Raw genomic sequence first — 20,473 nt, 5'->3', positions numbered from 1 at the left:
CTCCGACTCACAACTAGTAATCAGTGTAGAATCTATTTATAACAAAACGAAGTTCTGTGTTGCATGGCGCAAGAAAATCTCAACATGGATTATTCAAAATATGATTTCAAAGAATCCACCGAGATGTATGTGCATTTATCAAAAAAAGGATTATCAAAAGAAGTAATTCAAGAAATTTCTAAATTAAAAAATGAACCACAATGGATGCTTGATTTCAGACTAAGAGCATACGAAGTGTTCATGAAAAAGCCAATGCCGAACTGGGGTCCAGACTTGGGCATGATCGACTTTCAAAATATCTACTATTATGCAAAGGCTTCTGAAAAAACAGAGAAAAACTGGGATGATGTCCCACCAGAGGTAAAAAGAACCTTTGACAAGCTGGGAATTCCAGAGGCAGAAAAGAAATTCCTAGCAGGCGTAGGCGCACAATACGAATCCGAAGTTGTATATCACAATCTGCGTGAAGACTTGGCAAAGCAAGGCGTACTATTCCTAGACACGGACACTGCACTAAAAGAACATCCGGAGATCTTCAAGAAGTATTTTGGCAAAATAATTCCTCCAGAAGACAACAAGTTTGCGGCATTAAACTCTGCAGTGTGGAGCGGAGGATCGTTCATCTACATTCCACCAGGAGTCAAAGTCGACATGCCGCTACAAGCATACTTTAGAATCAACGCAGAAAACATTGGACAGTTCGAGAGAACACTAATCATTGCGGACGAAGGATCCGAAGTCCACTACATCGAAGGATGCACTGCACCAGTATATTCCTCAGAGTCATTGCACTCTGCCGTAGTGGAATTGGTTGCACACAAGGACGCCAAGCTGCGATACACAACAATCCAAAACTGGAGCTCTGATGTGTACAATCTTGTCACCAAACGAGCATATGCATACCAAGGTGCAAAAGTAGAATGGATTGACGGCAACATTGGCAGCAAAATAACAATGAAGTATCCTGGAATCTACTTGCTAGAACCAAAGGCGCACGGCGAAACACTGTCCATCGCATTTGCAGGAAAAGGCCAGCACCAAGACACCGGAGCAAAAATGGTACACCTGGCACCAGAAACAACATCGCGAATCACATCAAAATCAGTAAGCAGACTAAACGGCAGAACCACCTACAGAGGCTTGTTGCATGTGGCGAAGGGAGCTACAAACGTAAAATCCTCAGTACGATGCGATGCCTTACTATTAGATGACACTTCAAAAACTGACACCTACCCATACATGGAAATCAACCAAGAAGACGCAACCGTTACCCACGAGGCAACTGTAGGCAAGATAGGTGACGAGCAAATCTTTTACCTGATGACCAGAGGCTTTTCAGAAGAAGAAGCACTGACACTAATTGTAAACGGATTCATGGAGCCATTTACCAAAGAGCTCCCAATGGAATATGCAGTCGAGCTAAACCGACTCATAAAACTGGAAATGGACGACTCGGTAGGATAAAGCCTATCATTCTTTTTGTTGTACCATGCAAAAACTCGCTTTATCCACAATCAATCCGACTCATGTGGATGAAATCTCTGCATCAAAAAAAGAGCCAGACTGGCTAAAACAAATCAGAAAAAACTCGTTTGCAATTTATGAGTCACTGCCGCCAGAGGTGTCGCCGCTATACAACAAGTACACAGACGCAAAAAGAATGAATCCATCCGAGGTATCACTAGTAACAGAATCGCAAAACGCAATCTTTGATGCGCTAAAGCCAAGACTGGCAGAACTGGAAAAGGAAATCCACATCATCCAAGCTGGCACCAATATTTTCAGAATAAACCTCCCAGAGGATCTCAAGGCAAAAGGAGTTGTAATATCATCGATTTATGACGCAATTCAAAACAATCCAGAGCTGGTCAAAAAAGCACTGGAATCATCGGATCCAAAAGAAGACAAGTACACGGCATTGAATAATGCAGCATTCAACTCTGGGATATTTGTCAAAATCCCAAAGAACCTGATCTTGGACAAACCAATTCATATCGTGTCCTGCATATCGCCAGACGGCACATCCACAATATCCAAAAATGTCATAGTGGCAGAACAATCAAGCAAGGCAAGCATCGTACAGGAATTGTACGCGCCAAAAAGCACAAGCCAGCAAGCATACCTGGAACTGCTAACAGTTGACGCCCAGGCAAACTCGCAGCTTGCAATGACTACATTTCAGGCAATGGACCAGTCAGCAGTAAATTTCTCAACTAGAAACTGTACCATATCACAGGACGCAAAAATAACTTGGTATCTGGGGCTGTTTGGCTCTATGCTGTCCAGATACAGGACAAACTACTACCTTGACGGTGTCGGCGCATATGCAGAAGACGCAGAAATTGTCTTTGGCGACAATGAGCAGTCATTTGACCTGTCTGCAAACCTGATTCACAAAAAACAGGCAACCGAAGGCAAGGTAGTGCAAAGATCAGTTCTAAGAAACAAATCAAAATCATTATTCAAAGGAATGATCAAAATTCTGGAAGGCGCTTCACAATCAAGATCATTTCTGTCAGGGCGTTCTATTCTATTGGATAAAGACGCAAAATCCGACGCAATTCCAGGCCTTGAAATCCTGACCAACGATGTCAAGGCAACACACTCTGCATCCGTAGCACAGGTGGATGAAGAGCAGATTTTCTATCTTGGCTGCAGGTGTCTAGACAGGGCAGAGGCAGAGAGAATCATCGTAGAAGGATTCCTAGAGCCGATGTCTAGAACAATGTCGTACCAAGTGCGGGCATGGATTGCATATCTTATTGAATCAAAGTGGGCAGGACGCGACCTCGTACTCAAATCAGACGAAAATCTTCGAGCCATAGTCGAAGTGGAAGAAGTAAGATACAAGGAAGCAGACCAAATAGAAACCCACTACAAGTACAGGTGATCAGCTTGGGAAGATGGGTAAAGGCATGTGCGCAAGACCAGCTAAAAAACAACGACATGTGCTCTGTTGACATTGAAGAAAAAAAATTGCTAATCACAAATCTAGGGGGCAAAATCTACGCAACCGACAGAATATGCACGCACGCAGAGGCTGACCTGTCAACTGGATTTTTGTCAGATGATGGGGTTCGATGCCCATTACATCTTTCTGTTTTTAATCTGGAGAACGGGCAGCCGCAAAATCCGCCGGCCGAAGTTGCTCTGAAAATTTACAATGTTAAAATAGATCACAACGAGATCTACGTTGAGGTTTAGCCATGCAAACTATAATTTCCACTGAACAAATCAGAAAAGACTTTCCAATTCTACAGAGAAAGGTTCGAAACGGAAAAAATCTAGTATACCTGGACAATGCAGCAACAACACAAAAGCCAATCCAGGTAATCAACGCAATTACTGATTTCTATACCAATCACAATTCCAATATCCACAGGGCAGTACACGCATTGGCAGAAGAGGCAACAGAAGCATACGAGATGACCCGAGACAAGATTGCAAAGTTCCTCAACATCAAGGACAGGCAAGAAATCGTCTTTGTTAGGGGAACAACAGAGGCAATCAACCTGGTAGCATATGCATGGGGCAGGCAAAACATCAAGGAAGGCGACATTATAGTCACCACGGAATACGAGCACCATTCCAATATTGTTCCATGGCAGCTCCTGACCCAGGAAAAAAAGGGCAAGCTGGAATACATTGCAATCGATGACAATGGCGAGCTGATGCTAGACCAGCTAGACCAGTACCTGGCAACAGGCAAAGTCAAGCTAGTAGCAGTAAGCCAAATGTCAAATGTGCTGGGAACCATTACTGATGTTGCGGCGGTGATTGCAAAATGCAAAAAGGCAGGAGTCCGGGTTTTAATTGACGGCGCCCAGTCTGTTCCGCACATGAAAGTGGACATTGATGCGCTTGGATGCGATTTCTTTGCTTTCTCTGGGCACAAAATGCTAGGTCCTACAGGCGTTGGGGTCCTTTGGGCAAAAAAAGAACTCCTAGAGCAAATGGCGCCATTCCACGGGGGAGGCGACATGATTCGCGAGGTCCACAAGTACGAAACAACATGGAATGATCTGCCGTACAAATTCGAGGCAGGCACTCCAAACATTGCGGACGTAATCGGATTTGCCGCAGCAATTGACTATCTAAACAACATTGGCATGGACTATGTGCGAGCACATGAAATAGAAATCACAAAATACGCACTGGACAAGCTATCGCAAATAAACGGAATCAAACTATACGGAACATCGGACATGTCAAAGCGAGGAGGAGTAATATCGTTTAATTTTGCGGACATTCACCCGCATGACCTAGCTACAATAATAGATGAAGACGGGGTTGCAATACGATCAGGCCACCACTGCGCCCAAGTACTAATGGAAAAGCTAGACATTGCGGCAACCTCTCGTGCAAGCTTTTACATTTACAATACAAAAGAAGAAGTAGACGTACTCATCAATTCACTGTCCAGAGCTGCGAGGTTGTTTAAGCTATGAGTGACAATGCAGACATTTACCACGAAATGATCGTGGATTACTCTAGGCACCCAAGCAATTTTGGCAAAATTGAAAACCCGACGGTACATTACCACGACAGCAATCCTCTTTGTGGGGACAGCATCGACATTTACATGAATGTTGACAACGATAAGGTATCTGACATCAAGTTCAGCGGACGCGGATGCGCAATCTGCCTTGCATGCACCTCGGTTTTGACCGAAATAGTCAAGGGCAAAAGCATCGAAGACGTGCGAAAGATCCAGAAAAATGATGTCCTTGGGGAATTGGGCCTCGAAAACCTCCAGGCCGTGCGCATAAAATGCGCATTACTCTCACTCAAGGTCCTAAAATACGGCCTGTACTCGTATTTGGCAGCAAAAGATGCAAATGCAGATGCCTTAAAACAGGAAGCCTCAAGCCTATACTAGTGGTATTATGTCGGACATTTCATTAGAGATTCGCAACGCTATTTTTGCAAAATTCAACACAGATGAAAGATTCACAAACGACCAAATATTTGCAGAACTGCAAAACACAAACAAGATAGAAAAATCACTCACAATAGACGACATGGAACAGTACTTTGCCAATCTGTGCGATGCAGGAATTATGAGAAACATTGCGCAAAACTTTACCACACAATGGTTCAAGCTATTCGATCCGCTGGAAAAAGTAACCTGTCCCGCATGCAAGGCAGAAATCCCAGTAAACAAGTCAGAAGAAAAAAACTGTCCCCTGTGTAATGCAGCTATTTAGATCTGAATCTGGCGGCTGCCGATTCCAACGACTGGATCATTGGAAGCTTTTCTCCAGTCAGGTATAACACCAGTGCCCCGCCTGCCGTACTGATGTGAGTTATTTTCTCTGCTAGGCCATATTTTTTTAGAGCAGATGTTAGGTGTCCGCCGCTAACAATTGTTGTTGCCATGGAATTTGCAACCGCTTCTAGCATTGCCTTGGTTCCGTAGCTAAAGTCTTCTTTTTCAAAAAATCCTGGCGGGCCTGAAATGAATACGGTTCCTGCACCAGATATTATCTTGGAATAGTGCTCTATTGTCTTTGGCCCAAGATCGTAAATCTGGTCGCCCTTGTTTAATAATCGTACATCAAGCTCGACTCGCTTTCCTTCATTACTGATTGCGACATCCACTGGTGTAAAGAAGACGTCTGGGTATTCTCCCATTAGTGCATGGGCTTTGGCTACTGCGTCCTCTTCCCCCTTGATGCCTAATGGGTACTTGATTCGAGCCTGCGCACGCATGAAAACGTTGCCTATTAGGCCCGTCAGAAGTATTTGGTCTGCCCGCCCACGCTTGATTAGCATCTTGATTGCTTCCAGTCTGTCAGTCACCTTGGAGCCCCCAAGCACTATTACGTGCGGAGCCTTTGCCACGGTTAGGATCTCTTCCAGCTTTCTTACCTCTCGCTCTACTATCTTGCCTGCGCATGTGGGTATGACATGGGAGAACCCAACCAAGGAAGGGTGCGCCCTGTGTGCAGACGGAAATGAATCCAGAACACACAGGTCAAATAATTTTCCCAGTCTTTGCACCATTATTGTCTGCGATGCATCTTCTGGTGTAAACTCGTAATTTTCTTCTGCACAAAACCTCAAATTATCCAACAGGATGATGTCGCCGTTTTGCATTTTCTTAATTGCATCTTGGGCAAGTGAGCCAATTACGTCTTGCACGTATGTGACTTTTTTGCCGAGCATCTTTTCCAAAATTTTTGCGTGCTGCTCCATTCCGATATAGTCCTTGTTGCCAACTCTGCCCTGGTGTGACACTACAACCACTTTGGCCTCTGATAGTGCAGTGATGGTTTCGGTTGCCTCTTCAATTCTCTTTACTCCGGAAATCTCGCCGGTTGCAGGATCTATTGGGCAATTCATGTCAACGCGAAGGAGAACTGTCTTTCCCTTTAGGTCAAAATCTCCAAGCGTTAGGATCTTCACGTCTGTGGTGTTTTTTTGCCATCTTAAAATCTTTGAGCCGATCAATTTCTGCAGAAAAATTAAAAGCAACAGCACTGGCCTTTGTGTGATTGCAAAACTGGTTGTTTGGCCTACGATCTAGGCCGTTCTTTGTCTTGATGATATCATTCATAGTGCTGTCTGTTTTGGTGCAGACCAAAGTAACGCAAGACTTTGACCGCTCCACTGTTTTGTACTTCCAGTCAATTGGGGGAAACCACAACTTGGACCTTGCAATGTGGATTATAACAGAAATTGGCGATGTGCGCTGGCTGGTACTATTTAGCATAGTGATTCTGATTATTCGAAGAACTAGAAGAATTGGACTTGTGATGCTCTTGAGCCTGGTTGCAGGCACAATTGGTGCAGGCTATCTCAAGGGATACGTAATTGACAATCCTAGGCCAGAACTGGAATTTTTGGGAAGTGAATTGCCATATGAGATAGCCCAGGACACATTTGTTCTGGGAACAAACGGCTCTTTTCCGTCAGGCCATGCTACTAGGGCGGCAGTGATTGCTTTGCTTGCTGGCTATGCGTTATCTAATAGGTTCCCTCGGGGCAGATACCTGATCTGGGCATTTCCCGTTCTGGAATCGCTGAGCCGAGTCTATGTGTTGCAGCACTACCCGATGGATGTAATCGGCGGAACAATATTTGGCACTACTCTGGCAGCCATAATTGGCAACAAGCTAAAGCTGTACAAATTCTTTGCAAAGTCAGAGGCCTAGCTCGTCAAAGACATTGCCGCTGATCAGCACGATTGCATAGCTTTTCTCGTCATGGTGATAGGTCCAGTACCTTAGGTTTCGCTCTTGGTTTTTTTTGCGCAACATGTAATTGATCTCAGTAGTTATGGTAAATCCGATTCTTTTTGCAATCTTTTCCTGTTTTGGCATTAAAACCTTGAATCCGCCCTTTTGGTTCTCAAACCCCAAATTGACCATCTCTAGGGCAGACTCGGATGCCGCCTTTTCGTCGGTGATGCTGTATGTTTTGATTATTGGGATCTGAGATGGGTGAAATTCCATGCTTTGGTGGTATAATGGGATCAATTTAACTAAATCCGCCCCTTACCGCTACCAAAAAACTCGTACCAGTGTTAAATTTCTTAACTCACAAGTCAAATACTGAAAATAGTCAAAGCTTATGCGTATCATTTGAGGAGTTTTTGGTATTGGCATCATTAGAAAAGCTAGCTGAGAGACTAAAACAGCAAAAGATGGAAGCAGCCAAAATTCGAAGGCAAAGCGAGCGTGCGCTAGATGAGGCAAAATCGCTTGGAAGGCGCTCAACATCGGGACTAAAAAGATTGGAGCGACACCTAGAACACGACAAAGAGCAGCTAACCGACATTAACATGGAGTTTAACCAGATTTTAGCAAGAAAGGAAAGCCTGGAGAGGCTGGCAAAATCCGCCCAGGAAAGGCTGATCAAAGAAAACGAGGCAAAAGACCAGGCAGAAATTGATCTGGCAAATGCCGACACCGACGAGGCAAAATCAAACGCCCAATACCGACTGGACATAGCAACAGAAAAGATCCAAGAGCTAGAATCAGAGTTACAGATAAGGGAAAAGGCAGTGCAAAAGGTTGACAAAGAAATCGTCGATTACAAAAAATCCCAATCAGCTACGACTCAAAAAATCCACAAGGAGGCAAAGTCAAAGCCCACTCTTGTCACACAACTAAAGGAAAGCAAAATTGATTCTGAAAAGTTCAAGAAAAAGCTAGCAACGGCAGAAAAGCGAGAGGAAAGTGCAGCCAAAGCACTGGCAAAGATTACTGCCAAGCTAGAAGAACAAATGGCCAAAAAAAGAAAGGCAGCGGCCAAAAAAGCAGCGGCAAAAAGAAAGGCAGCTGCCAAGAAAAAGGCCGCAAAAAGAAAAGCAGCCAAAAAAGCAAAGAAAGCCAAACCAAAGAAATCCAGACGATAAGCTCATTATAACACGAAATTTCTAGTCAGTCATGCAAAAGCGCGGAATCTACATCTCAGTTGGCGGAGTATCGCTAGTGGTGATATCGTTTGCAGTTGCAATGTCTCTTGTTTCAAGCACCGGCTTTCCGGATTCCGAGTTTGCCATATCTGACATGATGGAAGGAATGTTCGATGAGGTCACAGACAGAACTCAAATCGAGCCTGGCGAGACGGGAACATTCTCATTTGATGCCAGCAGTGGTGTTGATTCTGTATTTTGGGGCATACAGATAATGGATTTCCAGAGTGGTGACTCTGTATCAATTTCAATATCAAACATTTACGGCGATGATCTTGGAACATTCCAGTCAGACCAGCCTGCACTATTTGAGACTATGAAAATAGAAAATCCAGACATTTACAGTTTTCATGTAAAAAACACCGGACCTAGGCCAATCAACACCATGATGATGTTTACAAAAAATCCGGAAACATCTGAGAAATTCTCAGACCCTGACTCGCCTCTTGTCAAGACGCTGGTGCCACTTGCAATATCTGGAATTTTGCTAATGATTGGAATTATCGTAATAATAATTGGAGTAATAATTCTAGTAATTGATTATAGAAAGAAAAGTTCTAGGTTTACCTAGTATTCTTTGACGATTAGCTCGCCGTATTTGCCTTTGCCAAGCGATACTTCGTTTTTGAAGGTGTTTGTGTAGCCGTTTTTGATTGCTACTTTGGATCCGTTCTTTACTTTTTTGATGTCTTCTCCCCAAAGTGCTAGCTTGATTTCACCTGCTTCATCAACCAAAAACGCATCGCATACCTCGGTTGTTCCGCCAACTTTGAGATTTACTGTTCGTGGTTCTCCCATTCTTTCTATGGTTCCTTCAATGTCGATTTTGTTTCGCATGTTTTTTGCTTGTTCTGTGGTTACCACGAACTAAATCCCAAATTATTCCATAATTAAGTTTTTGAAAATTAATTTACATTTTTGCAAATCATACCAAAACATCGCAGATCCCAGCTAGAGCAGTTATATACTCTGAATAGAAAATTGCTCTTGCAGAGGTATCGAAGCCCGGCCAACCGAGAGGGACTCAAGATCAAAATAAGACATCCCTTCCTTTAGGGGTTCGTGGGTTCAAATCCCACCCTCTGCACCTTATACTTCTACAATCTCAGCGGAGGTTGTTTTGTGGCCCGACAAGTCGCGATGGATTTGTGCAGACATTTCATCCCGGAAAATTAGGCTGCACCTATAACACTTCCAAGCCCGGGCACTCATGGGATATAATACACTGCTTAAAATTTAAATATATTGGACCATTCGTCCACAAATTTGCAAATTGGGATCAGAATCGCAAATTATTGCAAGATTGTAGCTGAAATTGCACAATTTCGCAGCCGCAAACCACAAACCAATTTAGTATAGGCACAAAAAATCAATCAATGGAAGAGATTTTCTCCATTTTCTACCAGTTGTGGTACTTTGGAATCTTTTTGCTAATGTTTGTACTGAATTTGGCGCCTATTTTGATGCCGCCAACCTGGATTGTGCTGGTCTCATTCAGAGCGCTGGACCCAACACTAAACCCTATTGCGTTGGCTGCAATTGGGGCAAGCGGGGCAACGCTTGGAAGGTTTGTCCTGCTCAAGGCAAGCAGCTATTTTACAAAATTTCTTAGCACAGAGAGAAAGTCAAGCCTTGATAAAATCCAAAACTTTTTGCAATCAAAAAGACTTGGATACTTTGGCACATCGTTTGTCTTTGCCGCAACGCCACTTCCTGACAATATCTTGTTTATTACGTATGGCCTGATGAGGGCAAAAAGTGCCCAGATTTATTGTGGATATTGGCTTGGGCGATTTGCGGCATATTACGTGATGCTATCGGTAAGTGATGTGGTGTTGACGCCATTTTTGCAAATGTTCCAGGAGCGATATGTAGGGGTGTTGGTAGTGGACTTGGCAAGCATTGCCATGATGGTTTTATTTGCCTCTGTGAACTGGAATGTTTTGATATCTGAAAAGAAAATACGCTTTGTCAAGCCCAAGTTTTGGAAGCTATAGGCGTTTTACCATGATGATGTCGTCTTTGTATTTTTTGTTGTGGTGGATTCCTTTTGGGATTCTTCCTGTTTCTGTAAATCCAAATTCTTCGTAGATGCTTTTACCCACATTATTGGAATCAAAGACGTATAGTTTGACTAGTTTTATTCCGAGTTTTTTTGCTTCTGATAATGTTTGTTTGATTAGCTTGGTGCCAATCCCAATTCCTCTATACCCTTTACTGATTCCAATTCCCAGTGTGCCGACATGCCTTGATACGTCATAATTGTCTCGCGTTATTTCGCAGCTGCCAACTAGTTTTCCGTCCAATTCAGCTAGTATGATTATTTTGTTTTTATCCTGAATAGATTTTAGTGAATCTGCAAGCCATTTTTTTCCTGCTGTATGGTGACTGGCTTGGTTTTGGCAATGTCGGCTCTTTCCTTTACTAGCGAGTTTATCAGATTCATCAAATTTCTGGCATCCGATGATACTGGATAGCGCAAAACAAGCGTCTTTTCTAGTATTTGGAATTTTTTGGCAAACACTGATCTGGCTTTGTGTGGTGGGAACAAAAATCTATTTGTAGTATATTTGGGAAAATTTTTGCAGTGAAATCGCTAAAGCCATTACAATTAGAGGTCAAAAAAAGGATCCAAAACGACCCTGCACATGACTATTCTCATGTAATGCGAGTATACAAGAATGCGCAAAAAATAGCCAAAACCGAAAAAGCAAACACAAGGTTAGTCCTAGCGGCTGTCCTACTACACGATATAGTCCAGTTTCCAAAATCTGATCCTCGCTCCAAGACTGCGTCTGTAAAGAGCGCTGTTTTGGCACAAAAAATCCTAAAAAAGTATCATTTTGCAGAATCTGAAATCAAGATAATCTCTGATGCAATACGCGACCACAGCTATTCTAGAGGAAAAATCCCTCAAACCATAGAAGGCAAGATACTACAGGATGCAGACAGACTGGATGCGCTGGGAGCAATTGGAATAGCTAGGACATTTTCTGTTGGTGGCTCTGAAGGCAGGTCAATATATCATGATTCGGATCCTTTCTGTTGCACTAGAAAGCCAGATGATCATTCCTGGACAGTTGATCACTTCTATAGGAAGTTGTTATTATTGGAGAAAAAAATGAATACCAAGACAGGAAAAGCGCTTGCCAAAAAAAGAACTAGACTGATGATAGAATTTCTGTCTGCATTAAAAAGCGAAATCTAACATTTGTTCCAATTATTCAAAAATCATAACTTGTTATCCGGAATTACCCGTAATCGACGTATCTCTTGTATCTTTTTTCAATTTCAGGATTCTTTCCAGAAATGATATTTTCCACTTCTTGCTCATGACGCTTTTTCATGTATGATATGATGTCCAAAAATTTGTCCTCTGCAGGATATGCATCACTCATCTTCTGTATGATTTCAAAATATTCGACAGTCTTGCTTCGAAATTCCTCTATTGTGGGCTTTTTGATGTTATTTGTCCTAAACCAAACACACGCCCAGCTTGCACCAATCACATGCGGTAGCAAGTCATATGCGCGCTCTATTTCGAATCGCTCGTCGTCTCTCATTTGTTAAGCAGGGCCGCCATTTTCTTGGCAAAATAGGTAACTATCATGTCTGCCCCAGCTCTTTTGATAGAATACAAAATCTCTGACATGATATCTGCTTCATTTATCCAGCCCAGCTGGGCAGCCCCTTTTACCAGAGCATATTCGCCAGAGACCGAATAGGCAGCAACCGGAATGTTGTGAGTTCTTTTTGTCTCTGCAATCAGGTCCAGATATGACAATGCGGGTTTTACCATGACAATATCTACTCCTTCTGCTATGTCGAGCTCGATTTCACGCATTGCCTCTCTAGGATTGGTAAATGGGACTTGGTAGGTCTTTCTGTCGCCAAATTGTGGCGCACAGTCGGCTGCGTCACGGAACGGATTGTAAAATGAGGATCGGTGCTTTGCAGAGTGCGACATTATTCCAACATCCGTAAACCCATTTTCATCCAGAATTTGCCTGATTGCCTTTACTTGGCCGTCCATCATTGCAGAAGGAGAAACAATATCGACTCCTGCCTTTGCCTGAGATAATGCAATGCTTGCAAGCGTCTTGAGGCTGGCGTCGTTGTCGATTTTATTTCCCTTGAGAATCCCGCAATGGCCTGATGATGTGTACTGGCACAGACATACGTCTGCCATTATCACAATGTCTTCGCCAAAGTTTTCTCGCACCTGGGTGATTGCCTTTTGTACAATGCCGTCGTCGATAAATGCACCGGTTCCGGAATCATCCTTGTGTGCAGGAATTCCAAATAACATTATTGCGGGTATCTTTAGGTCCCTTATTTCTTGGACTTCTTTGGTTACATCGGATAACGGCAGCCTTACAATATCTGGCATGGACTTGACAAAACTCTTCTCCTTGAGGTCTTCTTGCACAAAAACAGGACAAATCAAATCATTTGGCGAAAACAAAACTTCCTGGACCAAATTTCGCATCTTTTCGCTTTTGCGCAGTCTTCGCAGTCTTTTTGTAGGAAATGATGCAGACATATAAAAAATCACTTGTAATACAATATAATTCTAGATTACTCTTTTTTCTTGTAATCGAATAGCTTGGACGCTGCCTTGAGCAGGTCCTCGTCTGCCTGCTCTGATGCCTTTCTTAGGTTGTTCATCGGCTCTGAGATTATTCCCTCGACTACTGCCTTTGTGAGGTCCTCTATGATTTTGACCTTGGATGCGTCCGTTTCCCCAAGCATGCGCAGTGCTTTTTCCAGTTCTTTTGTGCGCCTCGTATCAATGTCCTTGAAAATCTCTTTTACCACTGGTTCTACTTCGAGTCGTCTCATTTGGGCCTCTAGTACCTGTATTTCTTCACTAATTATTTTTTCTGCATTGTCTTTCTGGTTTGTTCTGTATCGCATGTTCTTGTCCACCATTTCCGCTATCTGGTCTAGATTCATCATCTTTATGCCGTGGATGGTTGCAACCTTTTCGTCTACGGTTCTTGGGTTGGATAGGTCCAGAATCATCATGCCTGTTTTGTTCTTCATTGCCTCGCTTATTCTGTCGTATGTGACCAAAAAATACGGGGCTACTGTTGCCACAAATAAAACATCATAGTTGGAAAACCCCTTCATTATCTCTTCAAAGCTGACTGGCTTTCCACCAACCGTTTCTGCAAATGCCTGCGACCTTTCCATTGTTCGGCTTGTGACAAAAAACGGATAGCCGCGCTTTTCCAATGATTTTGCAACTAGTGTTGCCGCCTCGCCGGTTCCAATCAGCAGGATTTTCTTTGATTTTAACTCGTCAATGTTTTCTTCAGCCAGTTTGACTGCCATGGAGCCGACAGATATTGTTCCCTTGTTTATTCCAGTAGAGTTGCGAACGCGCGTGCCTATCTTTACTGCTTTATCAAACAAGGTATTGAGATATTCGCCAGACATTTTGCGCTCTTTGGCATCTATTATTGCGTCGCGGATCTGGCCTAGGATCTGCTCCTCTCCCACTACCATGGAATCAAGGCCTGATGTTAGCCTAAGCAAGTGCTCGCAGACTGCAGTGTCGTCTGATACTTCGAAATTTTCCTTGAACGCGACTTCTTCTAGGCCTGACAGGGATGCCCAAGTCTTTTTTATTTTCCTAATGTCTGGCTTGTCAGTTGAACCAAATATTTCAACTCTGTTGCATGTCTGCAAAATCACCAGTTCCTTGAGCCCCGAGTGCTTTTTGAAAGACTCGTATGCCGAGTCCAGGTCCTTGAACGTGAATTTTTCCAGAATGTGGATTGGGGAATTTCTAAAAGTTACACGGGCATTGATGATATTGCTCATTTCCACTCGCCAAGTCTCCTCATTACTTCTTTCTGTGCAGTTGAAAAATTGTCGTCTTTTAATAACTGTTTGATATGTTTGTCGTTGAGAGCCCAGTACAGGAATTTTTTTCGCTCAAGAACCGTTGGGATCTTTGCCTTTGCGGCATCGCGCGCTATTTTTTGCAGTTTTATTTGGTAAATGTCTTCCTTGTCTATTATTTCATTGAATATTTTTTCCGCCCTTAGCTTGAGTTTTCTTGCCATTGCAGGCGAGCGCCCGCCGGTAGAAATCGCAACCTGGATTGTGTCTTGAATGTTTATGACGGATGGATGCGCAAAGTCTGAAAACTCGGGATCGTCAGATGCGTATGCATAACACCTTTTCTTTTTTGCCTCTTGCACAATCTTTCTGTTTAGCTCCTTGTTGTCGGTTGATGCCATTACCAAAATCGGGTCGTATTCTTTGAGGAAATTTGCGTCTTCGAGCTTTGTCTTTTTGAACTGAATTTTGCCCTGCCTTGCAAGACTTGTGATTTGCGTGTTTGCAGAATCCGATATTACTAAAATTTGGCAGTCTTGCGTCAAAAGCGAATTTACTTTTTTTAGGCCCTCGCCTCCCGCGCCGACCACAATGACTAGCTTGCCCTTGAGGTTCAGGTCGACAATCACGATCAGGGCAGATTTGAAATTGTATTTATAGGATTGTGAAAATCTCGCTACGTTTTTAATTCAAACCGGGATTTTATGGTGTAATGGATGCACTAGACAGAGAAATTCTAAATGAAATCCAGTGGTCCTTTCCGCTAGTCTCAGAGCCATACCGAACACTGGCAGAAAAATTCAACATAACGCACGAAGAAATGAAAAAAAGAATCACAGATCTAAAATCAGCAGGCGTATTGCGACAGCTATCGGCAATTTTTGACACAAGACGACTGGGCTACAAGAGCTCCCTTGTCGCAATGGCAATTGCCCCTGACAAGCTGGACTATGTTGCAAACCAGATTAACCGACACCCCGGTGTGTCGCATAATTACGAGAGGAACCACGAGTACAATTTGTGGTTTACACTTGCAACGCCGCCAGGCTCTGATCTAAAGACAGAGGTTGACAAGTTTTCCAAGTTGCCTGGAATTCTAAAGGTGCGGCTGCTTCCAACAATAAAGCTCTTCAAGATAGGGGTAAAACTGGACATGGTCGACGACAAGAAAAAAGAGGTCGCCCCAACGGAAGAAAAGAAAAAGATAACAGAGACAAAGTTCACGCCAACTGAGGACGACAAGGAATTCATCAGGCATCTCCAAAAAGACCTGCCGGTGGTGGACAGGCCGTTTCTTCCGGCAGCAAATGCGCTTGGAATGACAGAAGAGCAGGTCTTTGAAAAACTGGCATATTACGAAGAAATTGGCGTGATGAGAAGATATGCCGCAATATTGCGACACCGCGATGCGGGGTTTGTGGCAAACGGCATGATTGTCTGGCGCGTTCCAGAAGACCAAATAGAGCCAGTTGGCGCAAAGCTTGGCGCGTTTCCGCAAATCAGCCACTGCTACCAAAGGCCTGTATATGAAGACTGGCCGTACAATGTGTTTTCCATGGTCCACTGCAAATCCATTCCAGAGGCAGAGGAAATGGCAAAGGACATCCAAAAGCACATCAATGTGGATGACTACAAAATTTTATTCAGCTCACGCGAATTCAAAAAGACGCGTGTCGAATATTTCACGGAAAGCGAGTTTACAATAGAAGAGCCAATCACTGCCTAGGTTTTGCGCCAAAGATCTTGACGTGGCTGTATGCGCCAAACCCAAAGAGTATCCACTTCCACGCAAAAAACAGGTTTGCCATGCTGCTTGTAGAAAATATCTCAAGACACCGCTCTATCAAAAATACAGTGTCTGCAACTGCCATGCATATTACTCCCAGTGTCACTGTGATCCACAAAAAGTTCACCTCTCCCCTGAAAAACAAAATCGCCGCAACAAACGCCGGTACAAAGACCATCGAGTCCAAAAACGGATAGACTAGGTTTATGCCAGTTTCTGCATTGTCGGTGATTGGTTTTTGCGAAATAAAGTACAAGCTTGGCATAATAAAACTAGCAGAAATTATTATTCCAAGTATGATCATTTTTTTTGAAATCTTGTTTTTTCGCGGTCTTAGGTAAAATACCATAAACCCAAAGTACAGAAAATAGCTGGAATAATACAGGTAATCCACCAAATACGACTGGTTGTTCTCTGCGACATATTCTGAATTGTAATAATATGTCAGATCTGCAGCATACCAGACTATAGCGCCTGCCAAAAACAAAATCCATGCAATGGAGTGATTCCCGGTGGTGCCGTGTCGCACTACCAATATTGCGGCTATGATGATTGTAATCGGCGACACTACAATAAAGAAAATATCTGTAGGATAGACGCTGTTTTCAATTATTGGATAGTTTTCCTGCTGGAAAATGTTGGCAAGAAAGTAAACAAAGCCCATCATGCCAAGGCACACAAGCAATGCGCCCTTTTGTGAAATCTGCACCTGCTGCATTCTATTTCAGGCTTACTTTACCATTGCGGTTAAAAAGTCTGTATAGTATTTTTTGGACACAATCTCACCAATCTCTGTTCTGATCTCTTTTAGTATGTCGTCATATGCGTCGCCAAAGATGTCCTGGAGGACTCGCTTCAGGATCAGTGGGTTTTTGTCGCATTCTGGAAGATATGTTTGGTATTCCTTTTCCAGCTTTGATACTACTTTTTCATATTGGGGCATGCCCATTCGTAGCAAGACTATCTCTATACAAAAGGCCAAAAACGCCTTGTCCACATTTTCTTCCGGATACACACTAAAGTTCATCTTGCCTTCCTAATAATTTGAGCGTAGTAATGTGATATAATGAGATTGGAATCAGATCTGTGTTTTTGGTTCCAAAATGGTATGTTATGCTACTGTTGCCTTGAGCTCATATGATGGCCAAGTAGAGTACATTTTGGAAATTTGTTCCATGTCTGAAGAAGGAATGTATCGCCCATCCGACATTGCTGCAAACTGCTCTATTTCCTCTATGCTAATGACAGTTGGAAATACTGATGACACAGGATTCTTTGATAGAATAAACTTGATTGCAAGCTCTGTAATGTTGAGGCCGTTTCTCTCCGCAATCGGTCGTAACTGTTCCACTTTGTCTAGTGCTGACTTTACCCATTCTCCGCGCCTAACTGATCTATGGTCTTTTTCATCTATCTTGGTGTCTGCCTTTACTTTGCCTGTGAGTATTCCAGATGCGTCCGGCACTCGTACCAAAATCCCGACGTTTTTTCTTGCAGCCTCGTCGATTAGCTCGTTTCCCGGCGTCTGCTCCAAAATATTGTAAACTGTTTGCACTGCAGAGACGTTTTTGCGACTCATTGCAGCAATACCTTCTTTTGTCCAGCCAATTGCCGGACCTAGTGCTACTTGGTATGTGCCAATTACTCCCTCGTTTATCTTTCTGTCAAGAGTGTTGAAAATCACATCGTCCTCAATGTGGTGCATCTTTGGATTGTGCAAACCGTACACGTCGATATGGTCAGTTTGCAGCCTTGCAAGGCTGTTTCTTAGGGCATGCTCTGTGAATAACGGGTCAAATCTCTGCGGCAACTCTGAATGTCCTATTTGTGTAGCGCCTTCGAATTCATAGCCGTATTTGGTAGAAATTACAATGTCATTTCGCATTCCCTTGAATACTTCGCCGATTAGCCTTTCGCTTTTGCCTTTTCCGTACATGTCGCCTGTTTCAAAGAAATTGATTCCAAGGTCATATGCTCGTCTTAGCATTCTTTTTGCTTCGTCGTCCTCGATTTTTTTGCCCCACCAGTCTAAAGCTATGGTCCAAGCTCCAAATCCTATCTCAGATACCTTGATTCCGCTTTTTCCCAGAGTTCGATATTTCATAATATAACCTTGATACTGGAGTTCTCGATTCTGAATTTACATTTATGCTTATCCAAGATTTGCATCCCTGAGTTTATCCAAGACTTGAAATCAGCGGAACAATGTCTTTTTTGACACACACGATCATGGGCGTGTCTTTTTCGATGTATCTGGAGACCTGGGTCTCTCGCAGCTCCATTATAAGATCTTGGAATGCAGGTAGATCATCTGTTTCAAACGCTAGCATAAAGTCCTCATCGTGGATTCCAAAGGAATAAGTCGTGTTTAGCAATACCTGCGGGTACTTGTGGCCTACATCAATGTGCTCATCCATCATTTTCTTTCTTTGCTCTAAAGGTAGTAGATACCATTCCCTTGTCTTGACAAAAGGATACACAATTACGTATTTTTTTGGCTCGTCTCCTGCAACAAATGATATAGTTCTGCCCATCTTTGCGTAAATTGACGGCCTAGTGGATGACAGATACACATGGGATGGAATAATGTATTTTCCAAAGACGGTGGAGTAGATTTTTGCCATCACACTCTGTATTTCTTCTACAGATTCGGATGCAAACCAGAACAAGAATTCTGCGTCGTCTCGCAAGCCTAGCGTGGAATAAGTCCTGCACTTTATCTTGGAGTTTCTAATCACCTGCTCGATTTCCTTTGCAGATTCTTCTTTTGCCAGGTCTGCCATCCATCGCCATTTTGGGTCTATTTTGAAGAATGAAAAGTTGAAGAATGTTCTGTTTTCTGACATGAGTCTGGTTTTGATATCACCATATTTAACGATAATTTAGAATCTTAACTCAAATTCAGGTCTGCTTTTGAGAATGGGGTGATTTTATCGCATCGTCAGCATTGTCAAATCGATAGACTTCAGATTCATCGAAATTTTCTATTGCACAAATCTCGCCCGGCCAAAGATCGTCCTTACATTTTTTACAACAAGGCAGGCTATTTTTTGGACTGTGGCATACACAAGAACACCTGTCTCCCTTCTTTCTGTATTGGCTACCATCACCAAACCTGAATCGTTTGAGACGAAGTTTTTCCATAACAATTTGTACCAAACTTGAAAAATAAGAATTATGGATAATTGATTCAGGATTTTCTTCAATGCCTTGTATATTGACAAGTTTACTTGGTATTGGAAATGAGTTTGGCCAATAATTTTGACATATGCGAGATCTGATGATGGCTGGACACTTTAAGATCCAAATTTGGATGAATCTTTAATTGAAATAATGTCATAATTGTACCGTGAAAAAAGACAGGCTGCTCTGGTTTTGTACCTGTACTACCTTGGAGTTAATGACTGCAACTGGTGTTACTGCATACTTGCTGTATTTGGGCCAAACTACAATTGCTTTGATTTCTGGCATTGTCTTTGCCAAGGTAATTGGTTTTCATTTTATAATAGAACTGCATGAGCGCCTCAAAAAGGGAAAAATTATCTTGAAATCTTAATGTGTGTCTATACTAGTATGATGGTGTCTTGGCATATGTTGGCAACCCAATCGATGTAATCAAAAAGCTATACTCAAACCAGCAATGGGATGAGATCGTGTTATTTTGCCAAAAAATGCTGGACTCCGACCAAAAGGATCTGGTTGCGCTGCAAAACATATCAAATGCATTACTGAATCTGGGAAAATACGACGAGGTAGTTTCTTTTTGTGATAGGGTGCTTGAGCTAAACGAGTTTGATGAATATGCCATCAAAAACAAGATTTTGGCATTAGAAAGACTGGATAAGCATGATGCTGTAATTGCTTTGTGCAACAAATCATTGTCAAAAAATCCGTCTAATCCATGGATGCTAAACAGCAAGGGACTGGCGTGCAACGAGCTAGGGCAACACACTGACGCAATATCATACTATGACATGGCACTTGCAATAGAACCCGCAAACGTAACTGCTCTGCTAAACAAGGCAAACACGCTTGCATTTTTGGGAAAATATGCTGATGCTGTATCGTATTATGATCTGGCGCAACAACAAGAAAAGCAAACCAAGACTGCGATGGCAAAATCTAATGCCTATCAAAAACTAGGAAAAGAAGACGAGGCGTTCTTGGCAGCGCAAGGATTGTTGGTATCTGACATTGAAAAATATGTGGCAGAGGCACGCGCAAAAAAGATGAGGATTTTTGATTATTACTGTATGGTAGAATACGAGTCCTTGGAAAAATGAGAGCAGGTACACCAGCAAAAACTGGACTCCAGATTTAGGTAATCTAGCTTATCATGCGTTTAACACTAGACAAAAATCAGACAGTTTACATTTCATGGATTAAATCCTTGAATTGCGTTGCCTGACCAGTTA

The 20,473-nt window shown here is 42.8% G+C and carries 27 protein-coding genes and 1 tRNA gene; 15 read left to right on the top strand and 13 right to left on the bottom strand.

Annotated features, from left to right (window positions below):
- Nucleotides 1–63 precede the first annotated feature (63 nt).
- From sufB to NAQ_RS04530, 6 genes are read left to right on the top strand one after another with little or no spacing between them, the layout of a single operon-like run.
- Nucleotides 64–1,464 (top strand): Fe-S cluster assembly protein SufB, encoded by a 1,401-nt coding sequence (sufB, locus tag NAQ_RS04555; RefSeq protein WP_100182446.1) that lies wholly within the window; start codon nt 64–66, stop codon nt 1,462–1,464.
- 25 nt (nt 1,465–1,489) lie between these two features.
- Nucleotides 1,490–2,890: a SufB/SufD family protein gene (locus NAQ_RS04550; RefSeq protein WP_100182445.1), complete on the top strand. Its 1,401-nt coding sequence runs from the start codon at nt 1,490–1,492 to the stop codon at nt 2,888–2,890.
- Nucleotides 2,891–2,895: 5 nt separating this feature from the next.
- Nucleotides 2,896–3,204: a Rieske (2Fe-2S) protein gene (locus tag NAQ_RS04545; RefSeq protein ID WP_100182444.1), complete on the top strand. Its 309-nt coding sequence runs from the start codon at nt 2,896–2,898 to the stop codon at nt 3,202–3,204.
- 2 nt (nt 3,205–3,206) lie between these two features.
- Nucleotides 3,207–4,448, top strand: coding sequence for an aminotransferase class V-fold PLP-dependent enzyme (locus tag NAQ_RS04540; protein WP_100182443.1), 1,242 nt, complete (start codon nt 3,207–3,209; stop codon nt 4,446–4,448).
- Nucleotides 4,445–4,879 (top strand): iron-sulfur cluster assembly scaffold protein, encoded by a 435-nt coding sequence (locus NAQ_RS04535; RefSeq protein WP_100182442.1) that lies wholly within the window; start codon nt 4,445–4,447, stop codon nt 4,877–4,879. Before NAQ_RS04540 ends, NAQ_RS04535 begins: the two co-directional genes overlap by 4 nt.
- A gap of 7 nt (nt 4,880–4,886) precedes the next feature.
- The gene (locus NAQ_RS04530) at nt 4,887–5,207 is read left to right on the top strand and encodes a hypothetical protein (RefSeq protein WP_100182441.1); all 321 of its coding nucleotides are present in this window, start codon (nt 4,887–4,889) and stop codon (nt 5,205–5,207) included.
- Here NAQ_RS04530 and NAQ_RS04525 read toward each other — a convergent pair.
- A complete protein-coding gene (locus NAQ_RS04525; protein ID WP_100183450.1) occupies nt 5,200–6,408 on the bottom strand; it encodes a phosphoglycerate kinase in 1,209 nt (402 codons plus the stop codon). The genes NAQ_RS04530 and NAQ_RS04525 overlap by 8 nt on opposite strands.
- Before the next feature lie 89 nt (nt 6,409–6,497).
- On the opposite strand from NAQ_RS04525, the gene NAQ_RS04520 reads away from it, so the two are divergent.
- Nucleotides 6,498–7,157, top strand: a complete 660-nt coding sequence (locus NAQ_RS04520; protein WP_100182440.1) for a phosphatase PAP2 family protein — start codon at nt 6,498–6,500, stop codon at nt 7,155–7,157.
- On the opposite strand, the gene NAQ_RS04515 is transcribed toward NAQ_RS04520, so the two are convergent.
- On the bottom strand, nt 7,146–7,457 hold the full coding sequence (locus NAQ_RS04515; protein ID WP_100182439.1) for a hypothetical protein: 312 nt from the start codon (nt 7,455–7,457) through the stop codon (nt 7,146–7,148). The two genes, NAQ_RS04520 and NAQ_RS04515, sit on opposite strands and share 12 nt — an antisense overlap.
- Nucleotides 7,458–7,603: 146 nt before the next feature.
- Between NAQ_RS04515 and NAQ_RS04510 the strand changes: the two genes are divergently transcribed.
- Together NAQ_RS04510 and NAQ_RS04505 are read left to right on the top strand one after the other, a co-directional pair.
- Nucleotides 7,604–8,362, top strand: a complete 759-nt coding sequence (locus NAQ_RS04510) for a coiled-coil domain-containing protein (RefSeq protein WP_100182438.1) — start codon at nt 7,604–7,606, stop codon at nt 8,360–8,362.
- Nucleotides 8,363–8,393: 31 nt separating this feature from the next.
- Nucleotides 8,394–8,993, top strand: a complete 600-nt coding sequence (locus tag NAQ_RS04505; RefSeq protein WP_100182437.1) for a hypothetical protein — start codon at nt 8,394–8,396, stop codon at nt 8,991–8,993.
- Here NAQ_RS04505 and NAQ_RS04500 read toward each other — a convergent pair.
- Nucleotides 8,990–9,286: a single stranded DNA-binding domain-containing protein gene (locus NAQ_RS04500; RefSeq protein ID WP_245871743.1), complete on the bottom strand. Its 297-nt coding sequence runs from the start codon at nt 9,284–9,286 to the stop codon at nt 8,990–8,992. The genes NAQ_RS04505 and NAQ_RS04500 overlap by 4 nt on opposite strands.
- Before the next feature lie 125 nt (nt 9,287–9,411).
- Here NAQ_RS04500 and NAQ_RS04495 point away from each other — a divergent pair.
- Together NAQ_RS04495 and NAQ_RS04490 are read left to right on the top strand one after the other, a co-directional pair.
- A tRNA-Leu gene (locus tag NAQ_RS04495) sits at nt 9,412–9,509 on the top strand.
- A 289-nt stretch (nt 9,510–9,798) separates the two neighbouring features.
- Nucleotides 9,799–10,419 carry a hypothetical protein gene (locus NAQ_RS04490; RefSeq protein WP_100182436.1) on the top strand — a complete coding sequence of 207 codons (621 nt, stop codon included), beginning with the start codon at nt 9,799–9,801 and terminating at the stop codon, nt 10,417–10,419.
- Here the strand turns inward: NAQ_RS04490 and NAQ_RS10335 are convergent.
- Together NAQ_RS10335 and NAQ_RS10330 are read right to left on the bottom strand one after the other, a co-directional pair.
- Nucleotides 10,414–10,764: a GNAT family N-acetyltransferase gene (locus NAQ_RS10335; protein WP_256387171.1), complete on the bottom strand. Its 351-nt coding sequence runs from the start codon at nt 10,762–10,764 to the stop codon at nt 10,414–10,416. The two genes, NAQ_RS04490 and NAQ_RS10335, sit on opposite strands and share 6 nt — an antisense overlap.
- A 5-nt stretch (nt 10,765–10,769) precedes the next feature.
- Nucleotides 10,770–10,946, bottom strand: coding sequence for a hypothetical protein (locus NAQ_RS10330; protein WP_245871740.1), 177 nt, complete (start codon nt 10,944–10,946; stop codon nt 10,770–10,772).
- A 63-nt stretch (nt 10,947–11,009) separates the two neighbouring features.
- Between NAQ_RS10330 and NAQ_RS04480 the strand changes: the two genes are divergently transcribed.
- Nucleotides 11,010–11,630 carry an HD domain-containing protein gene (locus tag NAQ_RS04480; RefSeq protein WP_100182434.1) on the top strand — a complete coding sequence of 207 codons (621 nt, stop codon included), beginning with the start codon at nt 11,010–11,012 and terminating at the stop codon, nt 11,628–11,630.
- A gap of 43 nt (nt 11,631–11,673) precedes the next feature.
- Here NAQ_RS04480 and NAQ_RS04475 read toward each other — a convergent pair whose 3' ends face one another.
- The 4 genes from NAQ_RS04475 to NAQ_RS04460 are packed head-to-tail and all read right to left on the bottom strand — an operon-like array spanning nt 11,674 to nt 14,901.
- Nucleotides 11,674–11,985, bottom strand: coding sequence for a hypothetical protein (locus NAQ_RS04475; RefSeq protein WP_100182433.1), 312 nt, complete (start codon nt 11,983–11,985; stop codon nt 11,674–11,676).
- Nucleotides 11,982–12,965 (bottom strand): porphobilinogen synthase, encoded by a 984-nt coding sequence (gene hemB, locus NAQ_RS04470; protein WP_100182432.1) that lies wholly within the window; start codon nt 12,963–12,965, stop codon nt 11,982–11,984. Before hemB ends, NAQ_RS04475 begins: the two co-directional genes overlap by 4 nt.
- A gap of 35 nt (nt 12,966–13,000) precedes the next feature.
- Nucleotides 13,001–14,251 carry a glutamyl-tRNA reductase gene (hemA, locus tag NAQ_RS04465; RefSeq protein ID WP_177585560.1) on the bottom strand — a complete coding sequence of 417 codons (1,251 nt, stop codon included), beginning with the start codon at nt 14,249–14,251 and terminating at the stop codon, nt 13,001–13,003.
- Nucleotides 14,248–14,901 (bottom strand): precorrin-2 dehydrogenase/sirohydrochlorin ferrochelatase family protein, encoded by a 654-nt coding sequence (locus NAQ_RS04460; RefSeq protein ID WP_100182430.1) that lies wholly within the window; start codon nt 14,899–14,901, stop codon nt 14,248–14,250. The genes hemA and NAQ_RS04460 overlap by 4 nt, the downstream gene beginning before the upstream one ends.
- An 83-nt stretch (nt 14,902–14,984) precedes the next feature.
- Between NAQ_RS04460 and ahbA the strand changes: the two genes are divergently transcribed.
- Nucleotides 14,985–15,998: a siroheme decarboxylase subunit alpha gene (gene ahbA, locus NAQ_RS04455; protein WP_100182429.1), complete on the top strand. Its 1,014-nt coding sequence runs from the start codon at nt 14,985–14,987 to the stop codon at nt 15,996–15,998.
- Here ahbA and NAQ_RS04450 read toward each other — a convergent pair.
- The 4 genes from NAQ_RS04450 to NAQ_RS04435 all read right to left on the bottom strand — a co-directional run bounded on the left by NAQ_RS04450 (nt 15,988) and on the right by NAQ_RS04435 (nt 18,904).
- Entirely contained in the window at nt 15,988–16,767 is a 780-nt protein-coding gene (locus NAQ_RS04450; RefSeq protein WP_162858646.1) for a hypothetical protein, read from the bottom strand. The genes ahbA and NAQ_RS04450 overlap by 11 nt on opposite strands.
- Nucleotides 16,768–16,788: 21 nt before the next feature.
- On the bottom strand, nt 16,789–17,085 hold the full coding sequence (locus NAQ_RS04445) for a hypothetical protein (protein ID WP_162858645.1): 297 nt from the start codon (nt 17,083–17,085) through the stop codon (nt 16,789–16,791).
- 84 nt (nt 17,086–17,169) lie between these two features.
- A complete protein-coding gene (locus NAQ_RS04440) occupies nt 17,170–18,162 on the bottom strand; it encodes an aldo/keto reductase (RefSeq protein WP_100182426.1) in 993 nt (330 codons plus the stop codon).
- Nucleotides 18,163–18,235: 73 nt separating this feature from the next.
- The gene (locus NAQ_RS04435; RefSeq protein ID WP_100182425.1) at nt 18,236–18,904 is read right to left on the bottom strand and encodes a chlorite dismutase family protein; all 669 of its coding nucleotides are present in this window, start codon (nt 18,902–18,904) and stop codon (nt 18,236–18,238) included.
- Nucleotides 18,905–19,407: 503 nt separating this feature from the next.
- On the opposite strand from NAQ_RS04435, the gene NAQ_RS10095 reads away from it, so the two are divergent.
- Together NAQ_RS10095 and NAQ_RS04425 are read left to right on the top strand one after the other, a co-directional pair.
- A complete protein-coding gene (locus NAQ_RS10095; protein WP_162858534.1) occupies nt 19,408–19,614 on the top strand; it encodes a hypothetical protein in 207 nt (68 codons plus the stop codon).
- 28 nt (nt 19,615–19,642) lie between these two features.
- Complete coding sequence (locus tag NAQ_RS04425; RefSeq protein ID WP_100182423.1) at nt 19,643–20,341, top strand: tetratricopeptide repeat protein; 699 nt, start codon at nt 19,643–19,645, stop codon at nt 20,339–20,341.
- The last annotated feature ends 132 nt before the right edge of the window (nt 20,342–20,473 follow it).

It is taken from the genome of Candidatus Nitrosotenuis aquarius, from assembly GCF_002787055.1.
Lineage (GTDB): Archaea > Thermoproteota > Nitrososphaeria > Nitrososphaerales > Nitrosopumilaceae > Nitrosotenuis > Nitrosotenuis aquarius.
Note: the sequence above shows the minus strand (reverse complement) of the source record. Positions and strands in the feature narration are given on the sequence as shown.